This window comes from Saccharothrix tamanrassetensis, assembly GCF_014203665.1.
Taxonomy (GTDB): Bacteria; Actinomycetota; Actinomycetes; order Mycobacteriales; family Pseudonocardiaceae; genus Actinosynnema; species Actinosynnema tamanrassetense.
In genome coordinates this window covers 189403-205480 of sequence record NZ_JACHJN010000011.1, presented here as the reverse complement: position 1 = coordinate 205480, position 16078 = coordinate 189403, and the positions used below count along the sequence as shown (strand labels likewise).

10 protein-coding genes are annotated in these 16078 nt (G+C 72.4%); 7 read left to right on the top strand and 3 right to left on the bottom strand.

Going from position 1 to position 16078, the window contains the following annotated elements:
* Positions 1-107: 107 nt before the first annotated feature.
* The 3 genes from FHS29_RS30235 to fxsT are packed head-to-tail and all read left to right on the top strand — an operon-like array spanning position 108 to position 6909.
* Positions 108-1550, top strand: a complete 1443-nt coding sequence (locus FHS29_RS30235) for a VMAP-C domain-containing protein (protein ID WP_184696502.1) — start codon at positions 108-110, stop codon at positions 1548-1550.
* Positions 1547-2605: an AAA family ATPase gene (locus FHS29_RS30230; protein ID WP_184696501.1), complete on the top strand. Its 1059-nt coding sequence runs from the start codon at positions 1547-1549 to the stop codon at positions 2603-2605. Before FHS29_RS30235 ends, FHS29_RS30230 begins: the two co-directional genes overlap by 4 nt.
* Positions 2605-6909, top strand: coding sequence for an FxSxx-COOH system tetratricopeptide repeat protein (gene fxsT / locus FHS29_RS30225; RefSeq protein ID WP_184696499.1), 4305 nt, complete (start codon positions 2605-2607; stop codon positions 6907-6909). Before FHS29_RS30230 ends, fxsT begins: the two co-directional genes overlap by 1 nt.
* Before the next feature lie 3 nt (positions 6910-6912).
* Here the strand turns inward: fxsT and FHS29_RS30220 are convergent, their stop codons facing one another.
* From FHS29_RS30220 to FHS29_RS30210, 3 genes are all read right to left on the bottom strand, one after another.
* Entirely contained in the window at positions 6913-8688 is a 1776-nt protein-coding gene (locus FHS29_RS30220; protein ID WP_184696497.1) for an aKG-HExxH-type peptide beta-hydroxylase, read from the bottom strand.
* A 524-nt stretch (positions 8689-9212) separates the two neighbouring features.
* Positions 9213-10676: an amino acid adenylation domain-containing protein gene (locus FHS29_RS30215; RefSeq protein ID WP_184696495.1), complete on the bottom strand. Its 1464-nt coding sequence runs from the start codon at positions 10674-10676 to the stop codon at positions 9213-9215.
* Entirely contained in the window at positions 10673-11797 is a 1125-nt protein-coding gene (locus tag FHS29_RS30210; RefSeq protein WP_184696493.1) for an acyl-CoA dehydrogenase family protein, read from the bottom strand. Before FHS29_RS30210 ends, FHS29_RS30215 begins: the two co-directional genes overlap by 4 nt.
* A gap of 200 nt (positions 11798-11997) precedes the next feature.
* Between FHS29_RS30210 and FHS29_RS30205 the strand changes: the two genes are divergently transcribed.
* Genes FHS29_RS30205 through FHS29_RS30190 form a run of 4 tightly spaced genes read left to right on the top strand, consistent with a single transcriptional unit; the run spans position 11998 to position 16077 of the window.
* Positions 11998-12264, top strand: a complete 267-nt coding sequence (locus tag FHS29_RS30205) for an acyl carrier protein (RefSeq protein ID WP_184696492.1) — start codon at positions 11998-12000, stop codon at positions 12262-12264.
* 16 nt (positions 12265-12280) lie between these two features.
* Positions 12281-13627, top strand: a complete 1347-nt coding sequence (locus FHS29_RS30200) for an NAD(P)/FAD-dependent oxidoreductase (RefSeq protein WP_184696490.1) — start codon at positions 12281-12283, stop codon at positions 13625-13627.
* A 14-nt stretch (positions 13628-13641) separates the two neighbouring features.
* Entirely contained in the window at positions 13642-15009 is a 1368-nt protein-coding gene (locus FHS29_RS30195) for a TrpB-like pyridoxal phosphate-dependent enzyme (protein WP_184696488.1), read from the top strand.
* A gap of 3 nt (positions 15010-15012) precedes the next feature.
* Positions 15013-16077, top strand: coding sequence for an amidohydrolase family protein (locus FHS29_RS30190; RefSeq protein WP_184696480.1), 1065 nt, complete (start codon positions 15013-15015; stop codon positions 16075-16077).
* Position 16078: the final 1 nt, after the last annotated feature.

Here is a 16078-nt window from a genome sequence, read left to right as displayed (position 1 = left end):
CCTTACGATACGGGTGGGGGCACCATAGCGGTCGACCACGAGGGGGAGCAGCGGTGCGGATACCACGGGAGCCCGAACAAGAGGTCTTATGGCAACTGGTCGATTCCTTGAGCCGGATCCAGGTGCTGGCCGACCTGCACGGGCGCAACCTCGTCGTGAGATTGCTCTGCGAGGAACTCGGCGAAGTGCTGCCGATCGAGGAGCAGGGCTACCGGCTCATCCACCTCTACGACATCGTGATGGCCTGCCGACAACGCCCGTTGGGCCTATCCGCACTTGTGCGGGTGGTGGGTAGACTGGACAAAGGCTCGCGGCACATGGTGAATGTCCGCAACGCGGTCTTCGACATGACCGTGCTGCCGTTCTGGCCGTCCGAAGTGCGCCACACGGTGATCACGTTGCTGCGCGAGGTGAACGTGGAAGACGTGGACGAGGTGTACCGCGCGGTGGCGGGTCCGACCGCGCCGCGGCTGCCGCCGAATTCCGACTACCTCGACGCCTTCAGCCTGCTGGAGACGCTCAACGCGCGCCCCGACGGCCTGCCCAAACCGCTGGTGTTCATCGAGCACCTGGCGGCCCGGGCCCGGCCGGAGGTGGCGCTGGAGCTGCACCGCTGGGCCGGCGTGCAGGGCGAGCGGCTCGGGCTGGCGGACGAGCTGCGCGCGGTCCGGCACGACATCCGCGACGCCAAGGCGCCGATCGCCCGGCACCGCAGGTCCAACGGGTTCCTGGTGTTCTCGCTGCAACGGGTCGGCAACTCCGGCGACCGGTTCGAGCTGGTGCACTGGCGGCAGCTGGGCATGCAGGACGGCTGGTACCCGATGCGGGTCGCCGAGCACGTCGGCGACCTGGAGTCGGTGAAGCGGGCGGTCGCCGACCTCGTCGTCTACATCGAGGGCCACTGGGCCGACTTCGACCCCAGCTACCACGTGGAGTTCGTGCTCTCCGCCGAGATGCTCAACCTGGACGTGGACCAGTGGAGCTGGGAGACCGACTCGGAGGGCGTGCCGCAGCCGCTCGGGTGCCGCTACCCGGTGGTGGTGCGCAGCCTGGAGCGGATGGGCAAGCGGCAGTACCACCGCGAGTGGCGGGCGCGCTGGAAGGAGCTGACGGCGCAGCTCGACGACACCGGCGCCCTCGCCGAGGAGTCCACCTGCTGGGGCCGCGACGACGGGCAGGCCGGCCTGCGGCGGCTGACGGCCGCGTTCGACCGGTGCTCGAGCGCGGTGTCGCTGGTGCTCAGCTCGCCGCCGCGGGCCGACTCGCCCGGCCGGGAGCAGATCGCGGTCGGACTGCGCGCGGGCGTGCCGGTGGTCCTGTGGCACCGCGACCGGTGCGACGCCGAGTTCGCCGAACTCGCCCGCGCCCTGCTGCACGACGGGGACCGGCGCGGCCTGCTGGAGCGGGTGCGGCTGGCCCGGACGGTGGCGTTCGCCCGCGGTCCGGACGGCGGGCACCCCGCCCAGGCGCTGACCGTCCTGTGCGACGACCCCGATCGGATGATCGTGCCCCTGCACCCCAGAGCACCGGAAGGAGCGTCGGCGGCATGAGCACCGACACGGGCGGCCACCGGGACACCCGGCCGGGAGTTCCCGGGTGGGGCATCTACCGGGGTACCGCGCAGCGGTCGGCGGCGCCCGGCGGGCCGTGGCCGCCCGCGCCGCCGTGGCGGCGGTTCACCGGGAAGGGCACCGCGCCCAGGCCGGCCGACGACGGCGGCGAGGCCGACCGGCACGTCGGCAACGTGCCCGGCACGCAACGGATCCCGCACCCGCGCGAGGTGGAGATGGTGAACGCCGCCATCAGCCTGCGCAGGCCCCTGCTGGTCACCGGCGACCCCGGCGCGGGCAAGTCCACGCTGTCCTACGTGATCGCCCGCGAGCTGGGGCTGGGTCCGGTGCTGCGCTGGCCGGTGACCAGCCGCACCCGGTTGCGCGACGGCCTCTACGAGTACGACGCGATCGGCCGGGTGCAGGCCACCGCGGCGGGCGACCGGGACGTCGGCGGCGAGACCGACATCGGCAAGTACATCCACCTCGGCCCGCTGGGCACCGCGCTGCTGCCGTGCGACCTGCCCCGCGTGCTGCTCATCGACGAGCTGGACAAGGGCGACATCGACCTGCCCAACGACCTGCTCAACGTCTTCGAGGAGGGCGAGTACGACATCCCCGAGCTGGCCCGGATCAGCGGCAGCCGGCCGGAGGTGCTGGTCCGCACCGCCGACCACGGGTGCACGGCGGCGGTGACCGAGGGCGTCGTCCGGTGCCGCGAGTTCCCGGTGGTGATCATCACCAGCAACGGCGAGCGGGAGTTCCCGCCCGCGTTCCTGCGCCGCTGCCTGCGGCTGCACGTCGAGCCGCCGGACTTCAAGCAGCTCGGCCAGATGGTCGCGGCGCACTTCGGGGCGCCCGAGGGGATCGAGCTGAAAGGCCTCATCGAGCGCTTCCTGGAGCACAGCAGGCAGGTCGGCGGCCTCGCGTCCGACCAGCTGCTCAACGCCGTGCACCTGGCCATGCAGCTGGCCACCTCCGGTTCGTACCACCCCGACCAGGGGCGGGACGAGCTGCTGGAGGCGATCTGGCACCCGTTGAGCCCCGAGGCGTGATGGACCCGCGGCGAGGGGTGCGGGACTGGGCGGGCGTGCGGGCGGCGGTCGCCCAGTCGGCGCGGCCGTCGGCCGACCCCTCGGCCGACCTGTCGACCGACGCGCTGTCCGTCCGGGAGCTGCGGGACGCCATGTGGCTCGCGATGGTGCTCAGCGGGCAGGACCTGCCGTCGGCCGCCGACTCGCCGTGGCGCCGGGCGCGGCCGGGGGAGGCGGGCCCGGCGGGCGACCCGTCGGCGGGCCGGGGCGGCGGTGCGTCCCGGGAGGACTCGCCCGTTCCCGGGCCGGACCGCGGCGCGCGGGCGCGTTCGCCGGCCGAGTCCCGGCTGCGCGAGTGGGCGATCGACTCCGGGGGCGCGGTCAGCGGCCGGGCGTCGGACGGCGCCGGGCCGACGCTCGGGGCCTCCTCGGCGTGGCCGACCGTGCCCGCGCTGCCCGACCGGCGGCGGATCGCCCGCGCGCTGCGCCCGTTGATGCGCGGCTCGCCCTCGCCCCGCGACGAGGAGCTGGACGAGGAGGCGACGGCGGTCCGCGCGGCGCAGGACCGGCTGTGGGTGCCGGAGTGCCGCCCGACCTGGTGGCACCCGCTGGAGGTGGTGCTGGTGGTCGACCGGGCCGGGTCGATGGCGATCTGGCAGCAGACCGCCCACGAGTTCCGCGACCTGCTCACCCGCCAGGGCGCGTTCCGCGACGTCCGGCTCCACCACGCGGACTTCTCCGTGCGGACACCGGAGGAGCTGGTGCTGCACCCGGAGACGGCGGACAGCGCGGAGGCCCGGCCGATGGCCTGGACCCGCCTGGTCGAGCCGACCGGCAGGCGGCTCGTGCTGGTGCTCACCGACGCCGTCGGCGAGGCCTGGTACACCGGAGCCGCCGAGCACGTGCTGCACCAGTGGGGGCAGAGGATGCCGGTCGCCGTGGTGCACGTGCTCGAACAGCGGCTGTGGCACTGGGGCGGCCTGGCCACCCGGCGCGTCCGGCTGTCCGCACCCGCCCCCGGCGCGACCAACGCCCACCTGCGCGTCTCGCCCGCCGAACCGGGGTTCGCGTTCCCGGACAGCGCGGCCCGCGGCGCCACCCCGATCCCGGTGCTCGAACTGTCCGGCTCCTGGTTCGCCGGCTGGGCCCGGCTGCTGAGCGCGCCCGGCGCGGAGTGGATCGAGACCACCGCCGCCCTGGTCCACCCGTTCGAGGGCGCCTCGCCGCAGGTCGCGCCGGACGACGACACCGGGGACGCGCCGCCCACCGCGCGGGAGAAGGTCCTCGGGTTCCGCACCGTCGCCTCGGCGGCGGCCTTCCAGCTCGCCGGCCTGCTGGCCGCCGCGCCGCTGGACCTGCCGACCATGAAGCTCGTGCAGCGCGTGCTGCTGCCCAAGACCGGCCTGTCGGTGCTGGCCGAGGTGCTGCTCGGCGGGCTGCTGGTGCGCGACCAGGGCCACGGCCCGCAGGACGTGTTCTACGACTTCCACGTGGGGGTGCGCGAGGAACTGCTCGCGGGGGCCCACCGGGCGGACACCGTCCGGGTCGCCCGGCTGGTCGCGGACCACGCCCCGCCGGGCGCCACCGTGCTGCGCAACCTCGCCGCCGCGCTCGACCAGCCGGAGACCGCGCTTCCCGAGATCTCACCAGAGGACCTGCGCCACGTCCGGGTGCAGGAAGCGGTGTTCCGCGCCCTGTCCGGCCCGTACCTGCCCAGAGCGAAGCGGCTGGCCGCGCTGCGTTCCGAGGTGGCTGCCGGCACCGGGGGCCAGCGCGGCGCGGCCGGGGTGTCCACCGCCGGAGGAGGCGACATGACCAGGCGTGAGCAGCCGGGCGGACCCGACCAGCGACCACTTGTGTGGGGTCGGGTGCCGCTGCGCAACAAGGACTTCGTCGGTCGGGAGGAGCTTCTCGAACAGCTGCGCCGCAGACTCGCCGAGGGTGGCGCGACCGCCGTGCTGCCGGAGGCCCTGCACGGCATGGGTGGGGTCGGCAAGTCCCAGACGGTGGTCGAGTACCTGCACCGGCACGAGTCGGAGTACCAGCTGGTGTGGTGGGTGCCCGCCGAGCACTCGGCCCAGATCAAGACGAGTTTCGTCGAACTGGCGCGCAAGCTGGACCTGCCCGCGGGTTCGGCGGACGCGGCCGTGCCCGCCGTGCTGGAGGCGCTGGCCGAGGGCAAGCCGTACCCGCGCTGGATCATGGTCTTCGACAACGCCGAACGCCCCGAGGACCTGCGCCGCTTCCTGCCGACCGGCCCCGGCCAGGTGGTGGTCACCTCCCGCAACGCCGACTGGAGCGGCCACGCCCACGCCGTCGAGGTCGACCTGTTCACCCGCGCGGAGAGCATCGAGCTGCTGCACCGCCGGGGCGGCGAACTGGACGACGACGAAGCCGACGCGCTGGCCGCGGCCCTGGGCGACCTGCCGCTGGCGATCGAGCAGGCGGCGGCCTGGCGCGCGCAGACCGGGATGCCGGTCAGCGAGTACCTGGAGCTGCTCAACCTCAACCGCGTCCAGCTGATCGAGGCGGGCACCTCCGACGACGACCAGCTGCCGGTGGCGGCGGCCTGGAACGTCCCCCTCAACCTGCTCGGCCGCGACCACCCGGCAGCCCTGCAACTGCTCCAGATCTGCGCGTTCTTCGGCCCCGACCCCATCTCGCTGCGCCTGTTCCGCGGTGTCCGCGACGCCCCGGTCCCCGCCGAACTCGCCGAAGCCCTCAACGTCCCCATCAAGCTCGACCGCGCCATCCGGGAGATCAAGAAGTACAGCCTGGCCAAGATCGACCACCGCAGCAACACCATCCAGCTGCACCGGCTGGTGCAGGCGGCGGTGAAGAACCGGCTGAGCGAGCGTGGCCGGGAGAACATGCGGCACGCGGTGCACGTGCTCCTGGTCAACGGCGACCCGCAGGTGCCCGACGTGGCGTCGAACTGGAAGCGGTACGCCGACCTCCTGCCGCACGCGGTCGCGTCCGAGGCGATCGACTGCGAGTACACCTGGGCCCGCGCCATGATGACCAACTTCGTCAAGTACCTGCTGGCCAGCGGCGACTACGACGGGGCGATCGACCTGTCCGAGCACGGCGTCGAGATCTGGCGCAACACGCTGGGCGAGGACAGCCTGGAAACGCTGGAGATGCGCCGGCTGCACGCGGTCGGCCTGCGCCGGTCGGGGCGCGTGCAGGAGGCCATCCTGCTCAACGACCGGACCTACGAGACCCTGCGCAACGCCGTGGGCGACGACCACGAGCAGGCCATCAGCATGCGCGACGTGATCGCCGCCGACCGGCGCTTCCAGGGCAGGTTCACCGAGGAGCTGGAGATCCAGCAGGACGTGTACCGCACGGCGTGCCGGGTGCTGGGCGAGGACGACCCGAACACCTTGCGCTACGCCAACAACCTGGCCAGCTGCTACCGGTTGATCGGCGCGTTCGACCGGGCGCACGCCCTGGACGCGGAGACCCTGGAGCGACGGGTCGCGGTGCTCGGCTCGGACCACCTCTGGACGCACCGCTCGCAGAGCGCGTTGGCGACCGACCTGCGCGAACTGGGCAACTACGAGGCGGCCCGCACCATCCAGGAGACCACGCTCAAGCGGCAGCGGGAGCTGTTCGGCGAGAACCACCCGTACACGATCGGCGCGACCCGCAACCTCGCCGTCTCGCGCTGCCGGGTGGGCGACCACGAAGGCGGCCGGGAACTCGCGCAGGACTGCTACACCCGCTACCGCCGGCGGTACGGCGAACGGCACCTGGACTCGGTCACCTCGCTGATGACCCTCTCGGTCGACCTGCGGCACCTGGACGACGTCGCGGGAGCCCTGGAGATGGCCGAGCGCAGCCACCTGCTGTTCGCCGAGATCCAGGGGGAGGAGCACCCGCACACCCTGATCGCGGCGACCAACCTGGCGGTCGACTACCGGCTGGCCGGCCTGCTGGAGCGGGCCGCCGAGCTGAACACCGGGGTGACCGCCACGCTCGACCGGATCTTCGGCCGCAACCACCCGTTCGGGTTGGTGAGCGCGACGAACCTGGCCAGCGACCTGGCGGCGCTGGGCGACCACGCGCGGGCGAAGGACATGGACGAGGACACCCTCGCCCGGTCGACCCGGGTGCTGGGCGGGGACCACCCGTCCACGCTGGCGGTCGCGCTGAACCTCGCGATCGACCTGCGCAACCTGGGGATGCCGGAGGAGTCGGCGGCCTTGCAGGCCAGGACGGTCGAGGGGCTGCGCCGCGTGCTCGGCGAGCAGCACCCCACGACCGTCCTGGCCACCAAGCTGGTCAGGGCGAACTGCGACATGGACACCATGCAGCTCTGAACCTCAGGAGCGGGCCTCCGCCAGCCACCCGGACAGCCGCACCGGGTCGGAACGGACCCCCGTGCGCGCCAGCACCTCGTGGTGCAGCGCGCGCACCACCTCGGGTTCGTGCCGCAGCACGGCCGAATCCAGGGACAGCGCGAGGCCCGCCCACGCCTGGTCGTCCGCCGGGTCGGCGTGCAGGCGTTCGCGGTAGGCGGTGGCGGCCCGGTCCACGTCGCCCATGACGTAGGCGAGGTCCGCCGCGTCCGCGTCGGGCGTGTCCGGTGCCCGTCCCGGTTCCAGTGCGCGCGCCTTGAGCAGCGCCGCCCGGTCCGAGCAGCCGGGTGCCTGGTGGTGTGCGACCTCCCGGCGCACCGGCAGTCCCGGCGGCGGGCGTTCGGCGAGCCACGCGTCGGCCAGCGCGGCGATGCCCGCCGCGTCCGGCTCGACGTGCCGCACCCGCCAGAACGCCCGGTGGTCGGCCACGATCCCGGCCACCGCCCCGGCGCGGTGGGCCGGTGTCAGGTCGACCTCGCAGGCGGCGAGCCGGCGCGACACCGTGGCCAGGAACAGGCGTCCCCACTCGTTGAGCCGCGCAGTGCCGGCGACGTCCTCGATGGCCGACCGGACCTGGAGGGCCCGCAGCGCGAAGACGAAGTCGGCTTCCGCGGCCCGGTGCTCCGGGACGTGCCGGCGGCGGGCGTGCCAGAACTCGACCACGCTCGCGAACGCGTAGATGCCGTGCAGCACTCCGTTGAGGGGGCGGGGGTCCTCACGCCACGGTGCGTAGAAGTGCCGCCGCTCGTCGGCTTCGTGCAGGCTCACCAGTTCGAGCACGGCGTTCAGCTTGGAGTGCTGCAACTCGTGCACCAGGGCGTCGGCGAGGTCGTCGGCCGAGGGTTTCTCGGACAGCGCGATCGCGCCGAACGCCGCCGCGGAGGACGCGCCGACGAGCCTGCCCTCGCGGGTGAGCGGCACCAGGCTCAGCAGGCCGGCCGACAGCTCGGACGCGTAGCCCGGGTGCCAGTCCACGAGCACCGACCACGCGTCGTCCAGCTGGTGGCACCAGCGCTCGAACTCCGCGTCGGTGAGCGGGTCCGGGACGGTGGGGGCGTCGGCGAACGCGCGATGCGGGTCGGCGTCGTCGAACACCACGTCCAGCCGCACGCCGGCCGCCGCCGCGCGGTGCCGCCGCGCCGCCCGGAACGCGTCGCCGTCCCACGTGGCGAGCGTGCTGCCGGCCAGGCTCAGCGTCGTCCCCGAGGCGGTGCGGGCGACCTGCACGAAGTCGACCGCGTCGGTCACCGGCAGGTCGAACCGGCCGACGGTGGGCAGGCTGACCACCCCGTGCGCGACCGGCACCCGGATGGTGAAGGGCAGCCCCGCGCGGACCGCCGCGGCGGCCGCGACCGCGTGCACCACGCCGATTTCCGCCCGATTTGCCGCATTGTCCGCGAAGTCGTGGGAGAGCCTTTCCACGGCGCGCCGCAGCCACAGCCCGACGGCCGGGAACATGATGACGTCGGCGACCAGCTCCGGGGCTTCGTCCTCGACCCGGAGCAGCAGTTGCCAGGCCTGGTCGAAGTCGGCGAGGGGCACTTCACCGCGACCATTGCGGTGCATTTCCTGAACGAATGCGAGCAGCAGTTGCTTCCGCTCGGCGTTCTCGGCCCGGAGCAGCGTGTCCATCGCTTCCCGGGCGACCGGGCCGGCGCAGATCTCGGTGAAGACCTCGATCGGGAGCGGCGAGCCGGCCAGCTCTCCCCGTGGCGGGGCGTCGACCGCGTGGTCAATCACGCTGACCTTGCACGAGGTCGCTCAGCCGCTGCTCACGCACCTTGTCGACGGTCCGCCGCAGGGCGGCGTCGAGGGCTGGGGACTGGACCGACGCCAGCGCCCGCAGGGTCAAGGAGCTGAGATCAAGCGGACGTGATCCCACATACGGTGGCGGACTCGCCGTCACTCGGGCCTCCAGGTGGAACAGTGGATTAGCCCGCCGCCTATCGGCGGCCGGGGAGCATACCCTACCAACGGGTCCAAGGGTACCCCAATTGGCGTTGCCTTAGTCGCCCTGGCCATCCGAAACCGCAAAAATACGGTTTTAAGTATGCCGCTCAACCCCATGTCGGGATACTAGACACCACGATGTGTTTCGGGTAGCGAGTTGATGAGTTCCATGGTATTCGGCCCGTCACCTCGACGGTCGGTTTCGCGCTTATGCGAGCGGACCTCGACTAAGCCGGATCGGGGGTCGTCGACGGTCAGGCCCAGCGGGCGGCCGGGCGGATCGCGGAGCGCTCGCTGCCCCGCACGCACCGAGCTCAGGGCACTGCCGGGCTGAGCGCTGCCAACGCCCGGCGGTCCACCTTGCCGTTCGCGGTGCGCGGCAGGCGGGGGAGCGGGTGCACGCGGTCCACGAGCATGTGGCGGGGCAGCAGCGACGCGCAGTGCCGCTTCGCGTCCAGGAGGGTGAACGGGCGGCCCTCGGCGAGCACCACGTAGGCCACGAGCCTGGCCGAGATGCCCGACCCGGTCACCGCCGCGGCCACCTCGCTCACGTCGGGGTGCGATTGCAGAGCCGCTTCCACGTCGCCCAGTTCCACCCGGTTGCCCCGGATCTTCACCATGTCGTCCCGGCGGCCCAGGTAGTGGAAGTCGCCGTCCTCGCGCAGGACCACCCGGTCCCCGGTGGCGTACGGGCCGGTGTGCGGCTCGGCTCCGTGGTAGCCCAGCATCACGGTCGGCCCGTCCACCACCAGTTCGCCCTCTTCCCCTGGCGCGGCAGGGCTTCCGTCTTCCCGGACCACCCACGCCCGGTTGCCCGAGCACACCCTGCCGATCGGCACCGGGTGGATCCAGTGGCCCGGGACGTCGGCCACCTCGTAGTACGTGCACACGTTGGTCTCGGTCGGCCCGAAGAGGTTGAGCAGGCGGACGCCCGGGAAGTGGGCGCGCAGCGCGCGCAGGTGGTCGACCGGGTAGGGCTCCCCGGCGAACAGCACGGCGCGCAGGTGCGGCAGGTCGGTGGTGAGCAGGTCACCGTCGCGGGCCATCAGGATGAGCACCGACGGAACGGAGTACCAGACCGAGATCCGCTGTGCGGCAAGCAGTTCCACCAGCAGCCGGGGCGCGTAGGCGGTCTCCTGCGGAACGAGGTGCACCGACGCGCCGGCCAGGAACGCCACGTACAGGTCGAGCACCGACAGGTCGAAGTGCAGCGGGGCGTGGTTGGCGAACCGGTCCGCAGCTTCGGCTTCCAGCTCCTGCGCCGCCCACTCCACGAACGCCAGCGCGTTGCGGTGCGAGATGCGGACACCCTTCGGCGTGCCGGTGGATCCCGAGGTGTAGAGGATGTAGGCCAGGTCGTCCGGTGAGGGCCGAACCTCCGGCAACGGCTCCACCGGTTCGCCACCCAACTCCACGCACAACGTCGGGAACGCGTCGCCCAGCGCCTCCGCGCCGTCCTCGGAGGTGATCACCACCTTCGGTTCGCAATCGCGGATCACCCGCACGGCCCGGTCGACGGGACTGAGCGGGTCGACGGGAACATAGGCCGCTCCGAGCCGGAGCGCGGCCTGCATCGCCACCACGGACACCGTGGACTTGGGCAACCACAGGGCGACCCGATCACCCGCGCGCACATCCAGGGAGGACAGTCGGTGTCCCAGGCGATCGGCTTCCCGGTCGAGTTCCGCATAGCCGAGACTGCCGTCGGCGGCGGTCACGGCCACCGAGGAGCCGGACCTCCGCGCGCTGTCCCGAACGAGGTCGTGCAGGAGTCTCACAGCCCCAGCTCCTTGGCCATCTGCTCCAGCTGCATCTCGGTGGTGCCGGAGAACGTGGTGGCCGCCATGGCGTCCAGCAACTCCTGCGACACCGCGGATTCGCCCCGCACGCCCGCCCCGCCGAGCACCCGCATCGCGAACGCCGCCGTGTCCACCGCCACCTCGCTGATCGCGAGCTTCGCGGCGGCCACGTCCCACGCCGCCCGCTCGTCCCGGTCCAGTCGCCAGCACGCCCGCCACAACAGCAACCTCGCCGCCTCCAGCCGGACGCGCAGCCGGGCCACCGCGTGCGAGACCGCCTGGTTCTGGCCGATGGCGCGGCCGAACTGGCGGCGTCGCCGGGCATGGGCGACGCACCGGTCCAGCAGGCGACCGGCCTGGCCGAGGTAGGCGGCGAACAGGCAGGACCGCTCCCACCGCATGGACGACTGGAAGATCGCCGCGCCCTGCCCCGGCACGCCGAGCACGTGGTGCGCGGGCACCCGGCAGCCGTCCAGCCGGACCTCGCCTGCCGGGCAGGTGGGCAGCACGGACTTCCTGAACGGCTCGACGGTCAGCCCCGGCGTGTCCCGCTCCACCACGAACGCGCTGACCCCCAGGTGGCCGAACTCCGGGTCGGTGGACGCGTACAGCACGAACACGTCGGCCACCGGAGCGTTGCTGACGAAGGACTTCACGCCGTCCAGCAGGTAGTCGTCGCCGTCCCGCCGGGCGGTCGCCCGCAGCGCCGTCACGTCGGAGCCCGCGTCCTCCTCGGTGATCGCGTTCGCCCCGACCCACTCGCCCGACGACAGCAGCGGCAGCACCCGCTTGCGCAGCCGGTCGTCACCGTGTTCGGCGATCGGCATGGCACAAGCGAACAGGTGCGCCAGTGCGGCGAACACCAGGCCCATGTCCTCGCAGCCCGAGCCGAACGCCTCCATCGCACGCGCGGTGTCCAGGAACCCGCGCCCGGACCCGCCGTACTCGGCCGGCACGCTGTAGCCAAGCAGCCCGGCCGCGCCGCAGCGCCGCCACCGGTCCCCGGTGAGGGTCGCGGGCAGGTCGTCCGGCCACGCCCCGGTCTCCGCGCGGACGCGGTCGTAGTCGGCCTGTGCGGCGGGATGCCATCCGAAGTCCACGCGTCGAGAGCGTATGCGCGCCGGGCGGTTCTGTCCTCCCCTGGAATACCGGTCCGGACCTGGCCGCACGGACAGGTCCGGGCTCCGCCGAACGGCCGGCCCACGCCCGCCATTCCGAGGGAAGACAACGGTTTTCCACCTCTCATAGCATCCGGTGGTACGTCCGGTGGTGCGGACGCGGGACGGTTATGGAGACGTCGATGGAACACGCTGAGGTCCTCGGCACGCTGACGGAGTTCGTCCAGGAGAAGGTGCTCGACTCCGCCGGGGTGGAGATCCGGCCGGACACCCCGCTGCTGGAGTGGGGAATCCTGAACAGCCTGTCCACGACCAGCCTCGTCGTGTTCATCGCGGAGCGGTTCGGCGTCGACGTGCCCGCGGAGCGGATGGTCGGGCGCAACTTCCGCGACCTGGACAGCATCACGCGGCTCGTGCTGGAACTGGAGAACGACGTCCGGAAAGTCTGAGCTGGGGGCATCTGTGGTGGCAGACGTTGACTTCGACATCGGCATCATCGGCGGTGGGCCCGCCGGCTCCACGATCGCCTCGTACCTCGCCAAAGCCGGCCTGTCGTGCGTGGTCCTGGAGGGTGAGCTGTTCCCCCGGCCGCACGTCGGCGAGTCGCTGATCCCGGCGACCACGCCGGTGCTGGCCGACATCGGCGCGCTGTCCAAAGTGGACGAGGGAGGCTTCCCGCGCAAGTACGGCGCGGCCTGGACCTCGGCCACCCGCAGCGACATCTCGACCATGGGCTTCCAGCTCTCCCACGGCTTCAAGGCCGCGGAGGTGGAGTTCCGCGAGCGCGACCAGCAGGGCGTGGACCAGGACTACACCTACCACGTCGACCGCGGCCAGTTCGACCTGCTGCTGTTGCAGCACAGCGAGTCCCTGGGCGCCAAGGTCTACGAGGGCGTGCGCGTGCAGCGCGTCGAGTTCGAGGAGGACGTCAAGCGGATCGTGTTCGCCATGGGCCGGCGGGAGATCGGCCTGCGGGTGCGGTTGGTGGTGGACGCCAGCGGGCGCAGCACGCTGCTGGGGCGCCAGCTCAAGCTCAAGGTGCCCGACCCGGTGTTCAACCAGTACGCCATCCACACCTGGTTCGACGGGCTGGACCGGTCGGCGCTGGCGGTGGACCGGAAGCAGGCCGACTTCATCTTCATCCACTTCCTGCCCATCACCGACACCTGGGTGTGGCAGATACCGATCACCGACTCGATCACCAGCGTCGGCGTGGTCACGCAGAAGAAGCACTTCACCGCCGCCAAGCAGGAGTGGGGCCCGTTCTTCGAGCGGGCCGTGGAGTCCCGGCCCGACCTGGCGGACGCGCTGCGCAAGAGCGAGCGCGTGCGGCCGTTCAAGCCCGAGGGCGACTACAGCTACGCGATGAGGCAGGTCTGCGGCGACGGCTGGATGCTGGTCGGCGACGCGGCCCGGTTCGTCGACCCGATCTTCTCCAGCGGCGTCAGCGTGGCCATGAACAGCGCCCGGATCGCCTCCTACGACATCCTCCGGGCGGCGGAGTCCGGCGGGTTCGGCAAGCCCTCGTTCGAGCGGTACGAGACCAAGCTGCGCCGCGCGGTGGGCAACTGGTACGAGTTCATCTCCATCTACTACCGGCTCAACATCCTGTTCACCGCGTTCGTCGCGGACCCGCGCTACCGGCAGGACGTGCTGCGGATGCTCCAGGGCGACGTCTGGGACGGCGACGGCGAGCCCGTCGCGCTGACCCGGATGCGGGAGATCACCCGCGAGGTGGAGGAGAACCCGGACCACCTGTGGCACAACCACTTGGGCACGCTGCGCGCGCCCAGCCAGGCACCGATGTTCTGAGGGGACGTGTCGACGTGAAGAAGTTCCTGCTGTCCGAAGAGGAAATGCCCACTCAGTGGTACAACATCCTGCCTGACCTGCCCAAGCCGCTCCGGTCGCCGCTGCACCCGGTGACCCACGAGCCGATCCGCGCCGAAGACCTCCAGCCGCTGCTGCCCGACGAGGTCATCGCCCAGGAGTTCAGCCCGCAGCGCTGGATCGACATCCCGGACGAGGTGCGCGAGGTCTACCGCATCTGGCGGCCGTCGCCGCTGTACCGGGCGGACCGGCTGGAGAAGGCGCTGGACACCCCCGCCAAGATCTACTTCAAGTACGAGGCGGTGTCGCCCGCCGGGTCGCACAAGCCGAACACCGCCGTGCCGCAGGTGTTCTACAACGCCCGGCAGGGCGTGAAGCGGGTGACCACGGAGACCGGCGCGGGTCAGTGGGGCTCCGCGCTGTCGTTCGCGGGCAGCCTGTTCGGCGTCGGCGTCACGGTGTACATGGTGAAGGCGTCCTTCCAGCAGAAGCCGCACCGCCGCTCGCTGATGGAGACGTGGGGCGGCGAGGTCTTCCCATCGCCCAGCGACCGGACCCGGGCGGGGCGCGGGATCCTGGCCGGCGACCCGGACTCGCCGGGCAGCCTCGGCATCGCGATCAGCGAGGCGGTGGAGGACGCGCTGGCCCACGACGACACCAAGTTCGCCCTCGGCTCGGCGATGAACCACGTGGTGCTGCACCAGACCGTCATCGGCCTGGAGGCCAAGCGGCAGCTGGAGATGGCGGGCGACTACCCGGACGTCGTGGTCGGCTGCGTCGGCGGCGGCTCCAACTACTCGGGCCTGAGCTTCCCGTTCCTCGCCGACACGCTGACCGGCAAGCGCACCGGCACCCGGTTCATCGCCGCGGAACCGGCCGCGTGCCCGACGTTGACCAGGGGCCGGTACACCTACGACTACCCGGACACGGCAGGCCTCGGCCCGCTGCTGCACATGCGCACCATGGGCCACGGCTTCATCCCGCCGCCCATCCACGCGGGCGGCCTGCGGTTCCACGGCGACGCCCCGACGCTGTGCCTGCTGCACGACGAGGGCTACGTGGAGGCGAGGGCGTACAACCAGAACGAGGTCTTCACCGAGGCGGTGCGGTTCGCCCGGTCCGAGGGCTTCGTGATGGCGCCCGAGTCGTCGCACGCCCTGCGCGGCGCGGTCGCCGAGGCGCTGGCGGCCAAGGAGGCGGGCGAGGCGCGCACCATCCTGTTCGGGTTCTCCGGGCACGGCCACTTCGACATGGGCGCGTTCGACTCGTTCCTGGCCGGCCGGCTGGAGGACTACGAGCTGCCGCAGGAGCAGATCGACGCGGCGTTCGCGGAGCTGCCGCTGGTCGAAGCGAAGACGGTCTGAGACGTGGACTGGATCGACGTCCACCACCACGCGTACCACGGGCGGCTGGCCGACGCGCTGGCCGCCCGCGGCGTGACCCACATGGCGCCCGGCGTGCCCGTGCCGCGCTGGGAGGTCGGTGACACGTTCCGGGTGATGGACGACTGCGGCCTGGACGCGGCGGTGCTCTCGGTGCTCGTGCCGGACGCCGCCCTCCGGCTGCCCGACGCGGCGGACCTGGTGCGCCGCACCAACGAGTGGACCGCCGAACTGGTGCGCGCGCACCCGCACCGGCTCGGCCTGCTGGCGACCTTGCCGCTGCCCGACCTCGGCACCTCCCTCGCCGAGGTCGGGCACGCCTTCGACGTGCTGGACGCGGACGGCGTGGTGCTGCCCGCGAGCCTGGCCGACGGGGCGCTGCTCGGTGATCCCCGGCTCGACCCGCTGCTCGCGGAGCTCGACCGGCGGGGCGCGGTGGCGTTCGTGCACCCGAACCCCGGCTACCGGTGCTCGTGCACGGGCGCGCCGGACTCGGCCGCCGCCGTGCCGCCGCCGTTGGTCGACTTCGTCATGGACACCACCCGCGCGGTGGCCAACCTGCTGTTCCGGGGCGCGCTGCGGCGGTTCCCCGGCATCCGGTTCGTGCTGGCGCACGGCGGCGGCACCATCCCGTACCTCGCCGGGCGGTTGGAGCTGGCCAAGACCTGGGTGCTGGCTCCCCAAGAGGGTCAGACGCAGCAGGGCCAGACGCAAAAGGGTCAGCCGCAGAACGGTCAGGCGCAGGGTGCTTCGGCGCAGGACGAGTCGGCCCAGGACGGCTCGGCACAGGATGCGCAGGTGCGGGCCGACTCGGTGTACGCCGAGCTGGGCCGGCTCTACTACGAGACCGCCCAAGCGTCCTCACGGGGTGCGCTGGCCTGCGTGGACACGGTCGCCGAGCCGGGCCACGTGCTGTTCGGCACGGACTTCCCGTTCATGACCGCCCCGGTCGTCGCGGCCACCCGTCGTGAGGTGGCGGCGCACCGCGCGGACATCGGCGGGGCCGGGCTGGCGCTGTTCCCGCGCCTGCGCACGGGCACCAGGAGGTAGC

Excerpts from the sequence above, each read along its gene's own strand:
- FHS29_RS30205 (WP_184696492.1), top strand. The coding sequence starts at position 11,998 with ATGGAACACGCTGAGGTCCTCGGCACGCTGACGGAGTTCGTCCAGGAG.
- FHS29_RS30230 (WP_184696501.1), top strand. The coding sequence starts at position 1,547 with ATGAGCACCGACACGGGCGGCCACCGGGACACCCGGCCGGGAGTTCCC.
- fxsT (WP_184696499.1), top strand. The coding sequence starts at position 2,605 with ATGGACCCGCGGCGAGGGGTGCGGGACTGGGCGGGCGTGCGGGCGGCG.